Genomic DNA, 14832 nt, shown 5'->3' with positions numbered 1-14832 from the left:
AAAGAAAAATATACACGCCCAGCGATGCGCCGCATTGAAACTATTCACTTTGTAGGAATAGGCGGTGCAGGCATGGGCGGCATTGCAGAAGTACTTGCTTTTGAAGGTTACCGTATTACAGGTTCAGATATAGCTCACAGCGCAATGACTGAGCGTTTAATTAAAGCCGGTGCTGAAGTATTTATTGGCCATCATGAAAATAATGTAAAAGACGCTAATGTGGTGGTGGTTTCAAGTGCAATAGATAAAACAAATCCTGAAATTCAAGCCGCGCAAGCTGCACGTATTCCGGTGGTTCGTCGTGCAGAAATGTTAGCTGAACTGATGCGCTTTCGCCACGGTATCGCCATTGCGGGCACCCATGGTAAAACGACCACAACCAGCTTAATTGCGAGCATTTATGCACAAGCCGGGCTCGATCCAACCTTTATTATTGGTGGTTTGCTTAACAGCGCAGGCAGCAATGCTAAGGTAGGTAAAAGTGACTTTTTAATCGCCGAAGCAGATGAAAGCGATGCCTCATTTTTGCATTTACAGCCTATGGTGTCGGTGATCACTAATATTGAAGAAGATCACATGGAAACCTACGGCGGTAGTTTAGAAAAAATGAAAGATACTTATGTTGAATTCATTCATAACCTGCCTTTTTACGGGTTAGCGGTGGTGTGCATTGATTCAGACGTTGCTGCTGAATTGATCCCCCGTTTTGGTCGTCCGGTGATCACTTACGGTGAGTCACACGAGGCTGATTATCGAATGAGTGACTTTAGCCAAACAGCGAACACATGCCAATTTACGGTGACTAATAAACAAGGTGAGAGTTTAACCGCCAAGCTGAATATGCCGGGTAAACATAATGCCCTTAATGCAACCGCAGCGATTGCCGTGGCTAAAGATCAAAATATTGCGAATCATGCAATTTTAGCGGCTTTAGATACTTTTGAAGGTATTGGCCGTCGTTTTCAGCACTACGGTGAATTTGAAAATGAACGCGGCAGCGTGATGCTTGTTGATGACTATGGCCATCACCCATCAGAAGTGGCTGCTACTATCACCGCAGCACGAGAAGGCTGGCCTGATAAGCGTTTAGTGATGGTGTATCAGCCGCACCGTTATACGCGTACTCGCGATTTATACGAAGATTTTGTTAAGGTATTGGCTGAGGTTGATCAGCTTTTATTACTCGATGTTTACAGTGCAGGCGAAGAGCCGATTGTTGGCGCTGATAGTAAAAGTTTATGCCGTAGTTTGCGCCAGCGTGGCAAAGAGCCATTACATGTAGCCTCAAGCTCAGAGCTTGCGGGCGTACTTGCCAACTGCCTACAAAATAACGACCTAGTGCTCACACAAGGTGCGGGTAACATAGGTCAGCTTGTTAAAAATTTAGCAGCCACGAATATGTCGATAGACAAATTAAAGCAAGGTGAAGTATGACACAGGTAAATTCCCAGTTTGGTAAAGTGGCGGTGCTGCTAGGTGGAAATTCAGCAGAGCGTGACGTGTCATTAAAATCTGGTCAAGCGGTATTAAATGCGCTGTTAGAAGTTGGCATTGATGCGATAGCGTTTGATCCACAAAATCGTTCGTTATGGGAATTAAAGTCGTTAAACGTTGATCGCGTTTTTATTGCTTTACATGGGCGTGGTGGTGAAGACGGCACGGTACAAGGTGCTTTAGAGTTTATGAACTTGCCGTATACCGGCAGTAATGTTCTGGGTTCGGCACTGGCAATGGATAAAATTCGTTGTAAGCATTTGTTTAAATCGGCAGGCTTAAGCACCGCACCTTATGCGGTAGTTGATGCTAAAAAAGGCTTTGATGCTAAAGCAATTATCGATGAATTTAAAAAAGTGATGGTTAAGCCATCGCACGAAGGCTCCAGTATTGGTATGGCGCAAGCAAGCTCTGCAGAAGAGCTTGAAGATGCGCTCACTAATGCATTTAAGTTCGACAGCCAAGTATTGGTAGAGCAGTGGATCACGGGTCGTGAATTTACCATTACGGTCTTGGGTGATGAAGTACAACCTGTGATTGAAATGAGCACCCCAAATGGATTTTATGACTACCAAGCTAAATATCAGTCAAATAGTACGCAATATCATTGCCCTGCTGATTTATCACCATCGGATACTCAAAAATTACAAGCGATGGCGCTTGATGCGTTTGATTTAGTGGGTGCAAGTGGCTGGGGACGAGTCGATGCGATGCAAGATGAACAAGGACATTTTTACTTACTAGAAGTGAATACAGTACCAGGCATGACAGAAAAATCATTGGTGCCAATGGCAGCAAAAGCCAACGGGGCAAGTTTTGAGCAATTAGTTGTTCGCATTTTGGAGCAAACCCTTTAATATGCATCCCTTTTTAGAGAAAGCGCAGCAACTAAAACAGCAACTTAACTGGTCGCTGATTTTTGGAGTGAGTTTTTTTCTAGCCGTGGTGATAGGGTTAATTGAAATAACCAGTGGGGTTTCGCACTGGTTAGTTGAAAATAAAGATGCACAAATTAAGCATTTAACGGTGCTGGGGAACCCTAAGTACACCGATGAAAAAGCAATAACAGCGGCAATAAAAAAAGCAGATTTAAGTAGTTTTTTTGAGCTAAACGTAAAGCAAGTTCAGCATTTAGTACAAGAGCTGCCTTGGGTTGCAACGGTATCGGTAAGAAAGCAATGGCCTGATACCATTCAAGTTTACGTGGTAGAACATCAAGCAGTTGCTCACTGGAATAGTGACTTGCTGATTAATCAAAGCGGTGACGCGTTTGAAGCTAAAAGTGATAAGTTAAGTGCCACTTTACCCCAACTATATGGGCCAGAAGGCAGTGAAAAAGAAGCATGGGTAGCGTTTAAACAATTTGATGAAATGCTTAAAGTAAATGCACTAACGCTCACTAGCCTTGCGCTATCTGAGCGGTTTTCGTGGCAACTTTGGTTAGATAATGGTGTGCGTTTAAATTTAGGGCGCAAAGATAAAGCCAAACGTGTACAACGTTTTATAGACGTTTATTCACGTATAGAAAAACGTGCTGATGCACAGATAGATGCAATTGATTTACGCTACGATACCGGCCTTGCAGTGAGCTATAAGGCACTGCAAGAACAGCAATTATAATAAAGAGTAAGGCATGACTAAGTCAGCAGAAAGAAACCTAGTGATTGGATTAGACGTTGGCACTTCTAAAGTAGTGGCCACGGTAGGTGAAATCACCACAGATAACAAGCTCAGCATTGTTGGCGTGGGGAGCCAAGTATCTCATGGAATGGATAAAGGCGGTGTTAACGATTTAAATTTAGTGTCTGAGTCTATTCGCCGCGCTATAGATGAAGCCGAATTGATGGCTGATTGTCGTATTAGCTCGGTTTATTTGGGTATTTCTGGCAAGCATATTCAGTGTCAGAACGAAAGCGGTGTTGTGGCTATTAATAACACCGAAGTAACCGATGAAGACATTGAAAATGTAATACACATTGCTCGTTCAGTGCCAATTTCAGCTGAACGCAAAATGTTGCATGCTTTGCCGCAAGAGTACAGCATTGATATGCAAGAGGGGATTAAAAACCCACTCGGCATGAGCGGTGTGCGCATGGAAGCACGCGCGCACATTATTACCTGCTCCAACGACATGGCTAAAAATATAGAAAAATGTGTTGAACGTTGCGGGCTTGAAGTTGACCAACTTATATTCACAGCGCTTGCTTCGTGTTATTCCGTACTGACGGATGACGAAAAAGAGTTAGGTGTTGCTGTGCTTGATATTGGTGGTGGTACTATGGATATCACTATTTATATTAATGGTGCGCTGCGTCATTCGGCGGTTATTCCGGTGGCAGGTAACCAAGTAACCGGTGATATTGCAAAAATATTTCGTACACCTATATCACATGCTGAGTCACTCAAAGTACAATATGCTTGTGCAAGTAGCCAAATGGCGAGCAGCGAAGACACGATTGAAGTGCCAAGCGTAGGTGGGCGGCCAGCAAGACTGATGTCTAGGCACACGTTATCAGAAGTGGTTGAGCCACGTTTTAGAGAATTATTTGAATTGGCGATGGAAGAAATTCGTCGTTCAGGATTAGAAGACCAAATTGCAGCAGGTCTCGTCATTACTGGCGGAACTGCTAAAATGACTGGCGCAATGGAAGTGGCTGAAGATATTTTTCAGATGCCAGTAAGAATAGGTAAACCAATTGGTGTAGTAGGTTTAACTGATTATGTTGATGATCCATCGTACGCAACCGCTGTAGGTTTGTTACAATACGGGCGTACTATGCAGTCGATGAATGCACAAAAGTCGAAAGCGGATGATAATAATAATTGGTGGAACCGCATCACAAAATGGTTTCAAGGCGAGTTTTAGTACTCAAGTCGGAGAGTAAATATGTTTGATATAATGGAACAACACAGCGAAGAAGCTGTAATAAAAGTAATCGGTGTTGGTGGCGGCGGCGGTAACGCAGTTGAGCACATGGTAAAACAACAAATAGAAGGTGTTCGTTTTATTGCAGCGAATACGGATGCACAAGCATTACGTAATTCAGCCGCTGATGTAACGGTACAATTAGGTACGCAAATAACCTCTGGGTTAGGTGCGGGTGCAAACCCTGAAGTAGGCCGTCAGTCGGCTGAAGAAGACGCAGAAACGATTCGTGCCAGCCTTGAAGGCGCCGATATGGTATTTATAGCGGCAGGTATGGGCGGCGGTACAGGGACCGGAGCAGCGCCAGTCGTGGCTAAAATTGCTAAAGAGCTGGGCATTCTAACCGTGGCAGTTGTAACGCGCCCATTTGATTTTGAAGGTAAAAAACGTGCTGCTGCTGCAGAGCAGGGGATTAGCGAATTGTCTGAAATCGTGGACTCGTTAATTACTATTCCAAATAACAAATTACTAAAAGTATTAGGTAAAGGGACAACTTTACTGGATGCGTTTGCTAAAGCAAATGACGTATTATTTGGTGCGGTACAGGGTATTGCTGAGCTAATCACACGCTCGGGTCTAATTAACGTGGATTTCGCCGACGTACGTACTGTTATGTCTGCAATGGGTACAGCCATGATGGGGACTGCATCTGCCTCGGGTCCTGATCGTGCACAAGAAGCAGCAGAAGCGGCTATTTCAAGCCCATTACTAGAAGACGTAGATTTAACCGGTGCTAAAGGCATTTTGGTTAACATTACTGCGGGTATGGATATCGCGATTGAAGAATTCGAAATTGTGGGTAATCACGTTAAGGCGCTAGCGTCTGAAAACGCAACGGTTGTTGTGGGTGCGGTAATCGACCCTGAAATGACAGACGAGCTACGTGTAACGGTTGTTGCAACTGGCTTAGGCGGCGATCGTCGTCCACAGTTTGGTATTGTAGATAACGGTTTCAAAAAAGCGTCAGGCTCTGATGTAACTAGCTCAAGCACACAAACAAGCAGCAGCATGTACGTACCTAGCTTTGCAAGCCAAGGCACAAGTACGACTGAAGAGCCTGCAACGACATCGCAAACTGAATCAAAAGAGCAAAGCACATCGACTAGCTCTTCAAGTTCAGCAACGAATACGTCGTCAAGCAGTGCTAAGAAAACAGATAAATCTGAAGGTGGCGATTATTTCGACATCCCTGCTTTTTTACGTAAACAAGCAGACTAATTAAAACAGTACTTTTGTGCGAAATGTGAACAAATATTGTAGTTATACCGTATTTATGTTACACTCCGCCGTCTAACTGTAATATATACTAAAGTGAGCGAACCTATGATTAAACAGCGTACGATTGCACAAGTAGTCAAAGCCATAGGAATTGGACTTCATAAAGGTGAGAAGGTCACAATAACTCTCCGACCTGCGAGCGCAAATACTGGGATTGTATTTCGTCGTGTCGACCTTGATCCGGTTGTTGATTTTGAAACAACACCTGAAGCCGTTGGTGATACGCAATTGTGTACCTGTTTAATTAACAAAGATGGTGTTCGCTTATCAACTACTGAGCATTTAATTGCAGCTGTTGCGGCCATGGGTATCGACAATCTAATTGTTGAACTTGATAGCTCAGAAGTTCCAATAATGGATGGTAGTGCATTGCCATTCATTTATTTATTACAAAAAGGCGGCATTGAAGAGCAAAATGTTGCAAAACGCTTCATTCGTATTAAAGAAAAAGTACGTATTGAAGAAGGTGATAAATGGGCCGAAGTAGAACCTTACGACGGATTTCATATCGACTTTGAAATTGCCTTTGATCACCCAGCAATCAATGAAAGCCGCCAACGCATTGGCTTAGATATTACCGCACAGAGTTTTACTGAAGAGATTAGTCGTGCGCGTACTTTTGGCTTTATGAAAGATATTGAATACATGCATGCTAATAACCTTGCACTAGGTGGTAGTATGGATAGTGCAGTAGTACTTGATGAATTTAAAGTTTTAAATCCAAACGGTCTGCGTTACCCAGACGAGTTCGTCAAGCATAAGATACTAGACTGTGTAGGTGACATGTTTATGACAGGTCATAACCTTTTAGGTAAAGTAACTGCATTTAAATCAGGCCATGATTTAAACAACAAGTTACTACGCAAAATTATGGCAACTGAGTCAGCATGGGAGTGGGCAACCTTTGAAACGCCTGTTTCGATGCCTGCCCCCGGCCTTGAATTAGCAAACGCCTAATCAGTTAATCGCTTACATACAGTTATAAAAAATGACGCTTATTAGCGTCATTTTTTTTTGGCTGTTTGTAACCATAATCAGTCAGGTATTATAGACCTAAAATAGTTTGTAACTGTTTTAACTCAGTGACTTGATACGTTGGCTTAATACCTTCAGGTAAGATTACCCCTGGGTGCTGTAACCAGCAGGTGTCTATGCCTGCATTTTGTCCACCAAGAATATCACTGCTGGCGGTATCACCGACCATTAAAATTTGCTCTTTCGGTGGATTCCCCATTAAATTAAAGGTGTGCTCAAATATCTCTTTTGCAGGTTTAGCTATACCTACTTTTTCAGAAATTACCAGCCAATCGAACATATCTTGCAGCCCAGTATGCGCTAAACGACGTCCTTGTAGCTGAGAAAAGCCATTGGTGATAATGCCTAACTTGGCATGAGGTTTAAGGGCGTTTAATAATTCAATCGCACCGGGTAAAGGCATACAAATTTCGGCCATTGCCGATAAAAAGTCATCATTGAGCTGCTGGGCTGGAACATTAAGCTTATTTGCCAGCTCACTAAAGCGAGTTACTTGCAGGTGGTTTGCAGTAATTTCGTTATTTTGATAGGCAATCCATAATGGCTTATTGGTATTTTGGTAATGTTCATAATCTGCTTTGGTAAAATCCATGCCATAAGCTGCCAACATTTTTTGTAAGCCAGCAAAGGCATTAAAGCTAAATAAGGTTTCGTCGGCATCAAATAATACGTAGTTATACTTCATTAAAACATCCGTTATTGATTATATAAAGTGGGATTAAGAAAAGGCGCCATGGCGAGAGTCAGCGCTTGAGTATAGGTACTTTCTCGTGTCGCATGATGATCAGTTAATAAACCAATAGCACCCCCTTGTTGCTTAATATTGGTGGTATTAAAAGCCTTATCCATCACATCTCCGAGCTCTTCACCTTGCAGCAATGCTTTATAAAAAACCGAAGGCAAAGGTAAGTTACTGCTTCGTCCTGTAACTTGCTGTGCGCCGTCATCAATAACAACATAGGCAAAGGTTGCTGCACCATAGCTAAATTGCGCTGCGCCGCCTTCCATCGCTATGTAGTAGTCTGCTTGATGCTGTGCTTTACAGTAGTTAACTCGATTCTGTGCACCCAAGCACGTTTGTTCTTCGCCTATTGGTTGATCGGGTACATCTGAAGGTGCATGAACGCCACTACATTCAATTAAATGCTCAGGGAAATACATCGCAAAAATGTGTTTAGCGGCATTGATTTTTACTGGGTTTTTAGACCCAACAATAATTTTAATTGATTGCGACATATTAAACTCGTCATACTTAAAATCAGCAGTGTACGTGAGTTAGGGTTCACAAAAAAGAGTCTAAATAGGAATTTCAGGTGGGGCTAATTTTGCTAAGGCGCGTTTTTTCAAAATAATATCTTTGATCAGTGGCGTAAGCACTAGCTCCATAGCGAGTCCCATTTTACCACCAGGCACCACTAAGGTGTTTATACGCGACATAAAACTGCCTTCAATCATCCGCAAATAATACGGAAAATCAACATCATCAATCCCCCTAAAGCGAATCACAACAAAGCTTTCATCAAGGGAGGGGATATCTTTTGCGCTAAATGGGTTGGAAGTATCAACGGTGGGGACTCGCTGAAAGTTAATATGGGTACGAGAAAATTGCGGCGTTATATGATTAATGTAGTCATCCATACTGCGTACAATCGAGTCCATGACTTTTTCACGAGAATGGCCGCGTTCTGAGGTATCGCGAATAAGCTTTTGGATCCACTCAAGGTTAATAATTGGCACCATGCCTATGAGTAAATCAACATGCTTAGCAACATCATGATCTTCGTCGACCACGCCGCCATGTAAGCCTTCGTAAAACATTAAATCTGTATTTTGCTCAAGCTCTTGCCAAGGAGTAAATGTTCCAGGTAACTGGTTATAAGGCACGGCCTCATCAAAGGTATGTAAATAACGGCGCAGTTTACCTTCGCCTGTTTCACCATACTTGGTAAATAAGTCTTCTAATGCACCAAAGTCATTGGCTTCTCGGCCAAAATAACTTATATGTTTACTTTCTTGTTGGGCTTCACGAATTTTTTTGTCCATTTCAGGACGTGTGTAACGATGAAAGCTATCACCTTCAATAAATGCAGCATTGATATCGAGGCTGCGGAAAATATGCTTCACGGCGTTAGTGGTGGTTGTAGTGCCTGCTCCAGATGAGCCGGTGATTGCAATAATAGGGTGTTTAGCTGACATGTTTGTTCTCTTTTTTATGACCCGTTAGTTATAAAGAGTTGACTGACTTAGGTCAAGTGACGTCATCAGTAAATAACGTTATCATGAGGTGCTTAAAATTAAAACGAGAGAAAGCATGAAACTGATTAAACCGTTGTTAGGGCTTATAGCTATAAATGCTTTAACGCTAGATATTGCTCAGGCAAGTATGCCTAAAAGCCACATTTTGCTCGCCGATTTAAATACTCCGCATGGTATACGTGTAAGCATTGTTAGTGATAAAACGAGCTATAACAATCAACCCCATTTAACCGACACCGGCCTATACTATACCCGAGAAATAATCAGTAATGACCAGAGTCAAACAGATATTGCGCTTTACAGTTTATCATCAAAACAAACCTCTATGGTCACTAATACGCCACAAAGTGAATACTCGCCCACTTTAACACCAGATGGGCAGCACTTATCGGTGATTGTCGTTGAAGACGATGGTAAACAAAAGCTATGGCAATATCCGTTGGCACCCGAGTTGGCTGCAAGTCGTATTTTTGATTGGATTGAACCTGTAGGCTACCACGCTTGGGGAAGTAACAACGATTTAGTGATGTTTATTTTAGGCGAACCACACACTTTGCAATATACCTCGGTTGCTGCGGCAAAAGGTGAGGTGGTAGCAAGCGATATTGGTCGCACGCTTATTTATAATAAAGCGCAGGCTGAGTTTTTATTTAGCCATAGTAAACACGGGCAGCATCACCTAGCGCGTTTTGATCCACAAACTAAGCAAGTTACCGATATACTTAGACTGCCAAACCAAGTACAAGATTTCATCTTAAAAGATGAAAATACCATTGCTTACGCAATTAAAAACCGTGTTTACCAGCGTAAATTAACACGCGGCTCTGCTATATCGCAGTGGCTTGATTTAAGCAACTACTGCAAAACGAATATTACTCGAATGAGTTATAACAACGATAAGCTTGCATTTGTCTGCCACGTAACACAATAAAATAAGACTTCATATTGCGTATGCGTTAAGGTTATACATAAATCAACGAATAGGGATAAACATGGCATTTAGTGCAGACGAGTTAACCGAGCAGCTGATCAAACTAGAGTGTAGAAGTAACTTTAAAATAAAAAACATAGCTGAGTATATGCTAGTAAACTCTAAAGAGGCGTTTTACACCCATGCGGAAACAGGTAAAGGTAAAATTGTGATCCGCCCGGCATTTGAAGTGTTTAGTGATGACTTTACTGATATTGATGGGGTTGTGCGTACTCAAGGCTATTTTCATAGCAGTGAAATGACCCGTTTTCCTACCCGTATTTATAAAAGTACGCAGCCTATTCATTATGGTGTTGCTTTTAAAATTAACTCTGAACAAGCGGCAAAAGAGTTTATAGCTAAGCTAACGATGATTATTGGCGGTTAATAGAATGGTGCAGGGCTAAAGGCAAAAGGTGCAAGATAAAATCTTCAACCTTTAACCTTTATAACCCTTAATTTTTGTCTTTAATCACTAGCTCTAAAAGGGCTGCGCCTCTTAATCTCTTTGTGAATAAACTTTTTAAGATTTTATACACAAAGAGAAGACAATGAGAAGTAAATGAGAAAACATCAGCCATTAGCCCGAGTTTGAGGTTTTCGGCCCGTTACTCGTCGCCCGCAGCCCGCCATCCTTTAAACTTTAACTTATTTGCTATTTAAAAAGCTATTGACTGATTTCAGTTCACGGTTTTTAAGTGCAATACAGTCATTGGTGCTCTCTGCAAGTTTACTTAACGTACGCGCATAACCGGGTACAGCATCCAGTTTAGCGTCAAAGAAACTTTGCGTTGTAGCTAAACTGTCAGCGTCACAGCTGGCGGTAGTAAAGTAAGGTAAGTTTGGCACAAAAAATGGTGGCAAGCTTGCTGTTACTTTATCGTAGTTGTTATAAATCCAATCAATAAACAGTGCTTGGCGTTCATCGGTGTAACTTTGACCCGATAAAATAGTACGCATATCAGAAGCCGTTACTTCGTCTGTTAAGCTATACGCCAGTACCACTTTTTGTAGTTCAGGTTTACCAAAGTAACCCATTGCTGCCAGCATATTGGTACGCACTTGTGGATCTTTGGTGGTTTTAAAGGTTGTCATAAACTGATCTAGCAACGCCTTATCCCCATGAAAAGCCGCAAGACGTAAATAAGTACCTGCTAAATAAGGGTCTACCTTTTGTGGATCGTTTAAGTAAGCTTGTGTTTGCTGTTTGGCTTTATTGATCACATTTTTATCTTCACCATCAAACCCTAAGCGTGATACCACCGCGGCACGAAGTTGAGCTACTGCGCCATCTTCGCCCATTTTTGCTTCTAGGCCATATTTTTTAGCGGCAGGCATCACCGCATTTTGAATAAACGTAGGCCATAAATCTTTATTGCTATCGTCTTTAAAAGTACGCTGCTGTGACGCTAAATAACCTAAAGCAGTATTAGCAACACGCGGATGACTATCGCTGGCAAATACTTCAAGCGTTTGCATTAATTTAGCCGCTGAAATGACACCGGCATCAAGTAGGGCATCTGTTGCCGATAATAGGGCTAAGCGTTCACGGTCGTTTAATACCCTAGCTGCATTATCTATTAACGCATTAAATTGCGCATCATCCATTACCCAACGGTAATAACCTAGCGCGCCTTGATCTGGATAAATCCACTCTGGTTCAAAGTCTAATGCTAGCGTTTGGCTTTGTTTATTTAATAATACATTGGCTGTTTGTACTTTATCGCCAGCACCATATTTAATCGCAACCGGTACATTCCACAGTTGAGCAGGAGCTTCAACACCGGCATTGGCAAAACGACTTTGCGAAATCGTAATGCTCTTACCTTGCTGCTTAACGTTAATTAGCGGGAATGACGACTGTTCAATAAACGATTTTAAAACGCTCGCTACATCTTTATTTGAAGCCTTACCAAGTGCTTCCCATAAATCGGCAGCTTCTGCATTTTTATAGGAGAATTCTTTTAAGTAGTTCTGAATACCAGCTTGAAATGCCTCTTCGCCAATCCAGTTTTCAACCATCGCCAGTACTGAGCTGCCTTTGCTGTAGGCAAGGCCTAAACCATCCATAATATCGGCTTCGGTTTTAATTGGTTTACGAATTGGCTTAGTGCTTAAACGTGCATCTAACGCCATTACGTTGTTTTGTGGTAAATCTAGGTGTGATTCAAACTCAGGATTAAGCTGCTTAGTAATTTTTGCCGCCATCCAGCTTGCAAACGCCTCGTTTAACCATAAGTCGTTCCACCACTTCATAGTCACTAAGTTACCGTACCATTGGTGAGCTAATTCATGGGCAATAATAGAGACATTACGTTGTTTTTTACTACGCGTTGCAGCTTCTAAATCAACCAGAAGAATATCTTCGCGGTAAGTCACTAAGCCTGAGTTTTCCATAGCGCCAAACGGAAACTCTGGAACAGCCACTGAATCTAGCTTTTTATATACATAAGGAATACCAAAGTACTCTTCAAGTGCGCCCAGTACTTTAGGCATGTTCTCTTTTGCATATTGCGCTAAATGAATTTTACCTTGTGGGGTGATCACACGCCCAAGAATAGGCATGCCTTTAATTTCTAGCTCTTCAAATGGACCTACAGCCATAGCCACTAAGTAAGATGGAATTGGTGGCGTTTTATCAAAGTAATGGGTGGTCATATCGCCATTCACCGTCGTTTTTAGCTCAGGTGTATTTGAATACACTTTTTGTGAGGTGGGGGCGGTAATGGTTAACTGAAACGGAATTTTATAGCTTGGTTCGTCAAACACCGGAAATGCACGGCGCGCATCACTCATTTCAAATTGCGTGAACAAGTACGGAACGCCTTGATCTAGGGTTTTATATAACCCCACACTCTGGCGGTTATAAGGCGCTGAAAAATCTATTTTTAAGGTGTATTTACCTGGCTGAATTTGCTCTTCACAGCTAAATTTAACTTTACCTGTTTTAAGCATTTCGCTGTTCAAATCACAGTTTTGCTCACCTAGTAGTTGCACCATTTTAGTTGCATAATCAACACCATTGAGCTCAATGTAGTGTGTTGGTTTGAGCACTTCTAAGCTGATCTCGGTCATTCCTGTAAAGGTATCCTGACTTGGGTCGAGCGTTAAAGCGACTTTTTGTGAACTTGGCTTTGCGAGTTTTTCAATGACGAATTCGTTAGCATGAGCAGCATTCATCGCAAGCGCAACGCTCACGGTTAAGAGGCTTTTTAAAAACATAGTTATCCCTAGATTTTTTGTTGTTAGAAACAGTCATATAGACGGCACTTCATCCTAACAGCTTTTTTTACTAGAGTAAGCGCAGATCGCTAAGGAAAAGAGTAACAAAGTTTGTCAGTGGCTATCTCGGGCTAAAAACCGCTGCCAATGAATGTGGGAATTGATAACCCGGATCTGTTGTAGCACCTTATTTAACAAGGCTATATCGTTAAAGTTATCATGAGGGTAATCATTAAAGCCCATTAAATAATTAAAGCAGTCTTTGTTGCCTGCTTGCAGGGCATAAATACGAATCTGTTGTTCAAAGTTAAGCCGTAAGCTACTAATGGCGGTTTTCATACCGAGTTGATCCACCGAAGGAATTGCACATTTTTGCAAATATCCTGCGCGTTCACCCTCTCCTGAAAACCATATGCGCACTTTTTCGCTATAGCGCCCTGTTTTAGCGGGAAGATCAAACATTAAACGGGAGTGATTTTGTGCTTTTACATAAGCTAAATAGTCATTAAACCCAGCGCTAATAAGGGCGTGATGAACAGGCACTAAACGTGGCTTAATTTTACCGTGGGTATGAAAACTAAAACAGAGAATATTATTTTTAAGTATTAGGTCATCAAGGGTTAAGCAGCCAATTTCATCACTGTAAGCGCCACTGTAATAAGCAATTAAGGGCAGCCAGAAATGCCAGTGTTTAGCTTGTTCGCGGGCAAGCCGTGTATCACTATAAATATATCCGTTATAGAGCGTATGCAGCTCCATAGCTGAAAATGGACGACGACCAAGATGGGTTTTCAACGTATTACCTTGACAGTTTTTATTATTTTTATACCCCAACTAACCGTTGCTGTTAGTTGGGATAATGTCAGCGAACTAACGCCTAAAACTTATTCGCTTAGCGCGCGAGCTAAACCAACCGGTTCAATTTCTACACACACCTGATCGTCATTCCAATTTAAACCCACTAATGCATCATCAGATTTTAGGTCTTCAACCCAATCATCTAAAAACTCATCAAGGTTTATTTCTACTGGACTGTAATCTTGCCACTCTTCTTTACATTGTGCTTGTGCTGCGTCTTGTGATTCCCACAGTAAAAGTACATCGGTGTCGTCAAACTGATTTGACTCACATACAACAAAGCCACCATCATCGGCACCCAGTGCCCAGATCTGCTCACTAACACGTACTTTTTCTACAAAGCTAACTAGTTGTGATTCAATTTCGATATCGCTCATGTATCCACCTTTTAAAATTTAAGTCGAGGGTTGGTATTTTTAGTCGCTTGACGCTGACTAAACGCCTCATGAAACTTAACTAATTGCGGCTGCGCGCTAAAATCAGTGAGTTCACGAAAGCATATCCAATCAAGTAAACAGTATAAACTGATGTTGAGGCATTCACAGCTTTTAAATTCATCATCGCATAAATGATCATTTAAATAGTGTGATGTTTGCGCAACTCGCTCATTTTGCAGATTAAAAAATAGTTTATCAGCTTGCGTGTCAAATCCAGAACGTTGGCATAACAGTAATTCAACGAATGAATCATTGCAGGCATTGATGCTAGGGCCTGTTGACCTTTACGGATTAAAATTTCTTCAAACTAGGGGCGATTTAATCGCGGCGCGAGGTTTGTAACCTAGTGGGCTAAG

The 14832-nt window shown here is 41.9% G+C and carries 14 protein-coding genes and 1 pseudogene; 8 read left to right on the top strand and 7 right to left on the bottom strand.

The genetic code is table 11. From position 1 onward, the window contains the following. Nucleotides 1–24 precede the first annotated feature (24 nt). The 6 genes from murC to lpxC all read left to right on the top strand — a co-directional run bounded on the left by murC (nt 25) and on the right by lpxC (nt 6655). Nucleotides 25–1434: a UDP-N-acetylmuramate--L-alanine ligase gene (gene murC / locus QMA00_RS13120; protein WP_217696937.1), complete on the top strand. Its 1410-nt coding sequence runs from the start codon at nt 25–27 to the stop codon at nt 1432–1434. Beyond that, the gene (locus QMA00_RS13115; protein ID WP_008110682.1) at nt 1431–2351 is read left to right on the top strand and encodes a D-alanine--D-alanine ligase; all 921 of its coding nucleotides are present in this window, start codon (nt 1431–1433) and stop codon (nt 2349–2351) included. The genes murC and QMA00_RS13115 overlap by 4 nt, the downstream gene beginning before the upstream one ends. Nucleotide 2352: 1 nt before the next feature. Then, nucleotides 2353–3114, top strand: a complete 762-nt coding sequence (locus QMA00_RS13110; protein WP_076922441.1) for a cell division protein FtsQ/DivIB — start codon at nt 2353–2355, stop codon at nt 3112–3114. 13 nt (nt 3115–3127) lie between these two features. Beyond that, nucleotides 3128–4360, top strand: a complete 1233-nt coding sequence (ftsA, locus tag QMA00_RS13105; RefSeq protein WP_013464060.1) for a cell division protein FtsA — start codon at nt 3128–3130, stop codon at nt 4358–4360. A gap of 21 nt (nt 4361–4381) precedes the next feature. Beyond that, nucleotides 4382–5638, top strand: coding sequence for a cell division protein FtsZ (gene ftsZ / locus QMA00_RS13100; protein ID WP_076922440.1), 1257 nt, complete (start codon nt 4382–4384; stop codon nt 5636–5638). Between the two features lie 105 nt (nt 5639–5743). Further along, nucleotides 5744–6655, top strand: a complete 912-nt coding sequence (lpxC, locus tag QMA00_RS13095) for a UDP-3-O-acyl-N-acetylglucosamine deacetylase (protein WP_010390707.1) — start codon at nt 5744–5746, stop codon at nt 6653–6655. 88 nt (nt 6656–6743) lie between these two features. On the opposite strand, the gene yjjG is transcribed toward lpxC, so the two are convergent. The 3 genes from yjjG to QMA00_RS13080 are packed head-to-tail and all read right to left on the bottom strand — an operon-like array spanning nt 6744 to nt 8929. Beyond that, on the bottom strand, nt 6744–7418 hold the full coding sequence (gene yjjG / locus QMA00_RS13090; protein WP_016899498.1) for a pyrimidine 5'-nucleotidase: 675 nt from the start codon (nt 7416–7418) through the stop codon (nt 6744–6746). Between the two features lie 11 nt (nt 7419–7429). After that, entirely contained in the window at nt 7430–7969 is a 540-nt protein-coding gene (gene yjjX, locus QMA00_RS13085; protein WP_076922439.1) for an inosine/xanthosine triphosphatase, read from the bottom strand. A 60-nt stretch (nt 7970–8029) separates the two neighbouring features. Next, on the bottom strand, nt 8030–8929 hold the full coding sequence (locus QMA00_RS13080; protein WP_008114793.1) for a phosphoribulokinase: 900 nt from the start codon (nt 8927–8929) through the stop codon (nt 8030–8032). Nucleotides 8930–9044: 115 nt separating this feature from the next. On the opposite strand from QMA00_RS13080, the gene QMA00_RS13075 reads away from it, so the two are divergent. Then, nucleotides 9045–9920 (top strand): hypothetical protein, encoded by an 876-nt coding sequence (locus QMA00_RS13075; RefSeq protein ID WP_076922438.1) that lies wholly within the window; start codon nt 9045–9047, stop codon nt 9918–9920. Nucleotides 9921–9981: 61 nt separating this feature from the next. Further along, nucleotides 9982–10347: a hypothetical protein gene (locus QMA00_RS13070; RefSeq protein ID WP_036981345.1), complete on the top strand. Its 366-nt coding sequence runs from the start codon at nt 9982–9984 to the stop codon at nt 10345–10347. Between the two features lie 260 nt (nt 10348–10607). Here QMA00_RS13070 and QMA00_RS13065 read toward each other — a convergent pair whose 3' ends face one another. The 4 genes and pseudogenes from QMA00_RS13065 to QMA00_RS13050 form a co-directional block, all read right to left on the bottom strand. Then, a complete protein-coding gene (locus QMA00_RS13065) occupies nt 10608–13181 on the bottom strand; it encodes a M1 family metallopeptidase (RefSeq protein WP_076922437.1) in 2574 nt (857 codons plus the stop codon). 114 nt (nt 13182–13295) lie between these two features. Continuing rightward, a complete protein-coding gene (locus QMA00_RS13060) occupies nt 13296–13976 on the bottom strand; it encodes a hypothetical protein (protein WP_013464069.1) in 681 nt (226 codons plus the stop codon). Nucleotides 13977–14065: 89 nt separating this feature from the next. After that, entirely contained in the window at nt 14066–14416 is a 351-nt protein-coding gene (locus QMA00_RS13055; RefSeq protein WP_013464070.1) for a DUF2750 domain-containing protein, read from the bottom strand. Between the two features lie 11 nt (nt 14417–14427). Next, a pseudogene (locus QMA00_RS13050) lies at nt 14428–14745 on the bottom strand (glutathione S-transferase family protein); the annotation flags it as partial. Between the last annotated feature and the right edge of the window lie 87 nt (nt 14746–14832).

The sequence above is a fragment of the Pseudoalteromonas sp. APC 3694 genome, assembly GCF_030407565.1.
Lineage (GTDB): Bacteria > Pseudomonadota > Gammaproteobacteria > Enterobacterales > Alteromonadaceae > Pseudoalteromonas > Pseudoalteromonas tetraodonis.
The sequence above is the reverse complement of the archived record's forward strand: the minus strand, read 5'-3'. Positions and strand labels throughout refer to the sequence as shown.

Excerpts from the sequence above, each read along its gene's own strand:
- ftsA (WP_013464060.1), top strand. The coding sequence starts at position 3,128 with ATGACTAAGTCAGCAGAAAGAAACCTAGTGATTGGATTAGACGTTGGC.
- QMA00_RS13110 (WP_076922441.1), top strand. The coding sequence starts at position 2,353 with ATGCATCCCTTTTTAGAGAAAGCGCAGCAACTAAAACAGCAACTTAAC.
- ftsZ (WP_076922440.1), top strand. The coding sequence starts at position 4,382 with ATGTTTGATATAATGGAACAACACAGCGAAGAAGCTGTAATAAAAGTA.
- QMA00_RS13075 (WP_076922438.1), top strand. The coding sequence starts at position 9,045 with ATGAAACTGATTAAACCGTTGTTAGGGCTTATAGCTATAAATGCTTTA.
- QMA00_RS13080 (WP_008114793.1), bottom strand. The coding sequence starts at position 8,929 with ATGTCAGCTAAACACCCTATTATTGCAATCACCGGCTCATCTGGAGCA.
- QMA00_RS13115 (WP_008110682.1), top strand. The coding sequence starts at position 1,431 with ATGACACAGGTAAATTCCCAGTTTGGTAAAGTGGCGGTGCTGCTAGGT.
- lpxC (WP_010390707.1), top strand. The coding sequence starts at position 5,744 with ATGATTAAACAGCGTACGATTGCACAAGTAGTCAAAGCCATAGGAATT.
- QMA00_RS13055 (WP_013464070.1), bottom strand. The coding sequence starts at position 14,416 with ATGAGCGATATCGAAATTGAATCACAACTAGTTAGCTTTGTAGAAAAA.
- QMA00_RS13070 (WP_036981345.1), top strand. The coding sequence starts at position 9,982 with ATGGCATTTAGTGCAGACGAGTTAACCGAGCAGCTGATCAAACTAGAG.
- yjjX (WP_076922439.1), bottom strand. The coding sequence starts at position 7,969 with ATGTCGCAATCAATTAAAATTATTGTTGGGTCTAAAAACCCAGTAAAA.
- yjjG (WP_016899498.1), bottom strand. The coding sequence starts at position 7,418 with ATGAAGTATAACTACGTATTATTTGATGCCGACGAAACCTTATTTAGC.
- murC (WP_217696937.1), top strand. The coding sequence starts at position 25 with ATGCGCCGCATTGAAACTATTCACTTTGTAGGAATAGGCGGTGCAGGC.
- QMA00_RS13065 (WP_076922437.1), bottom strand. The coding sequence starts at position 13,181 with ATGTTTTTAAAAAGCCTCTTAACCGTGAGCGTTGCGCTTGCGATGAAT.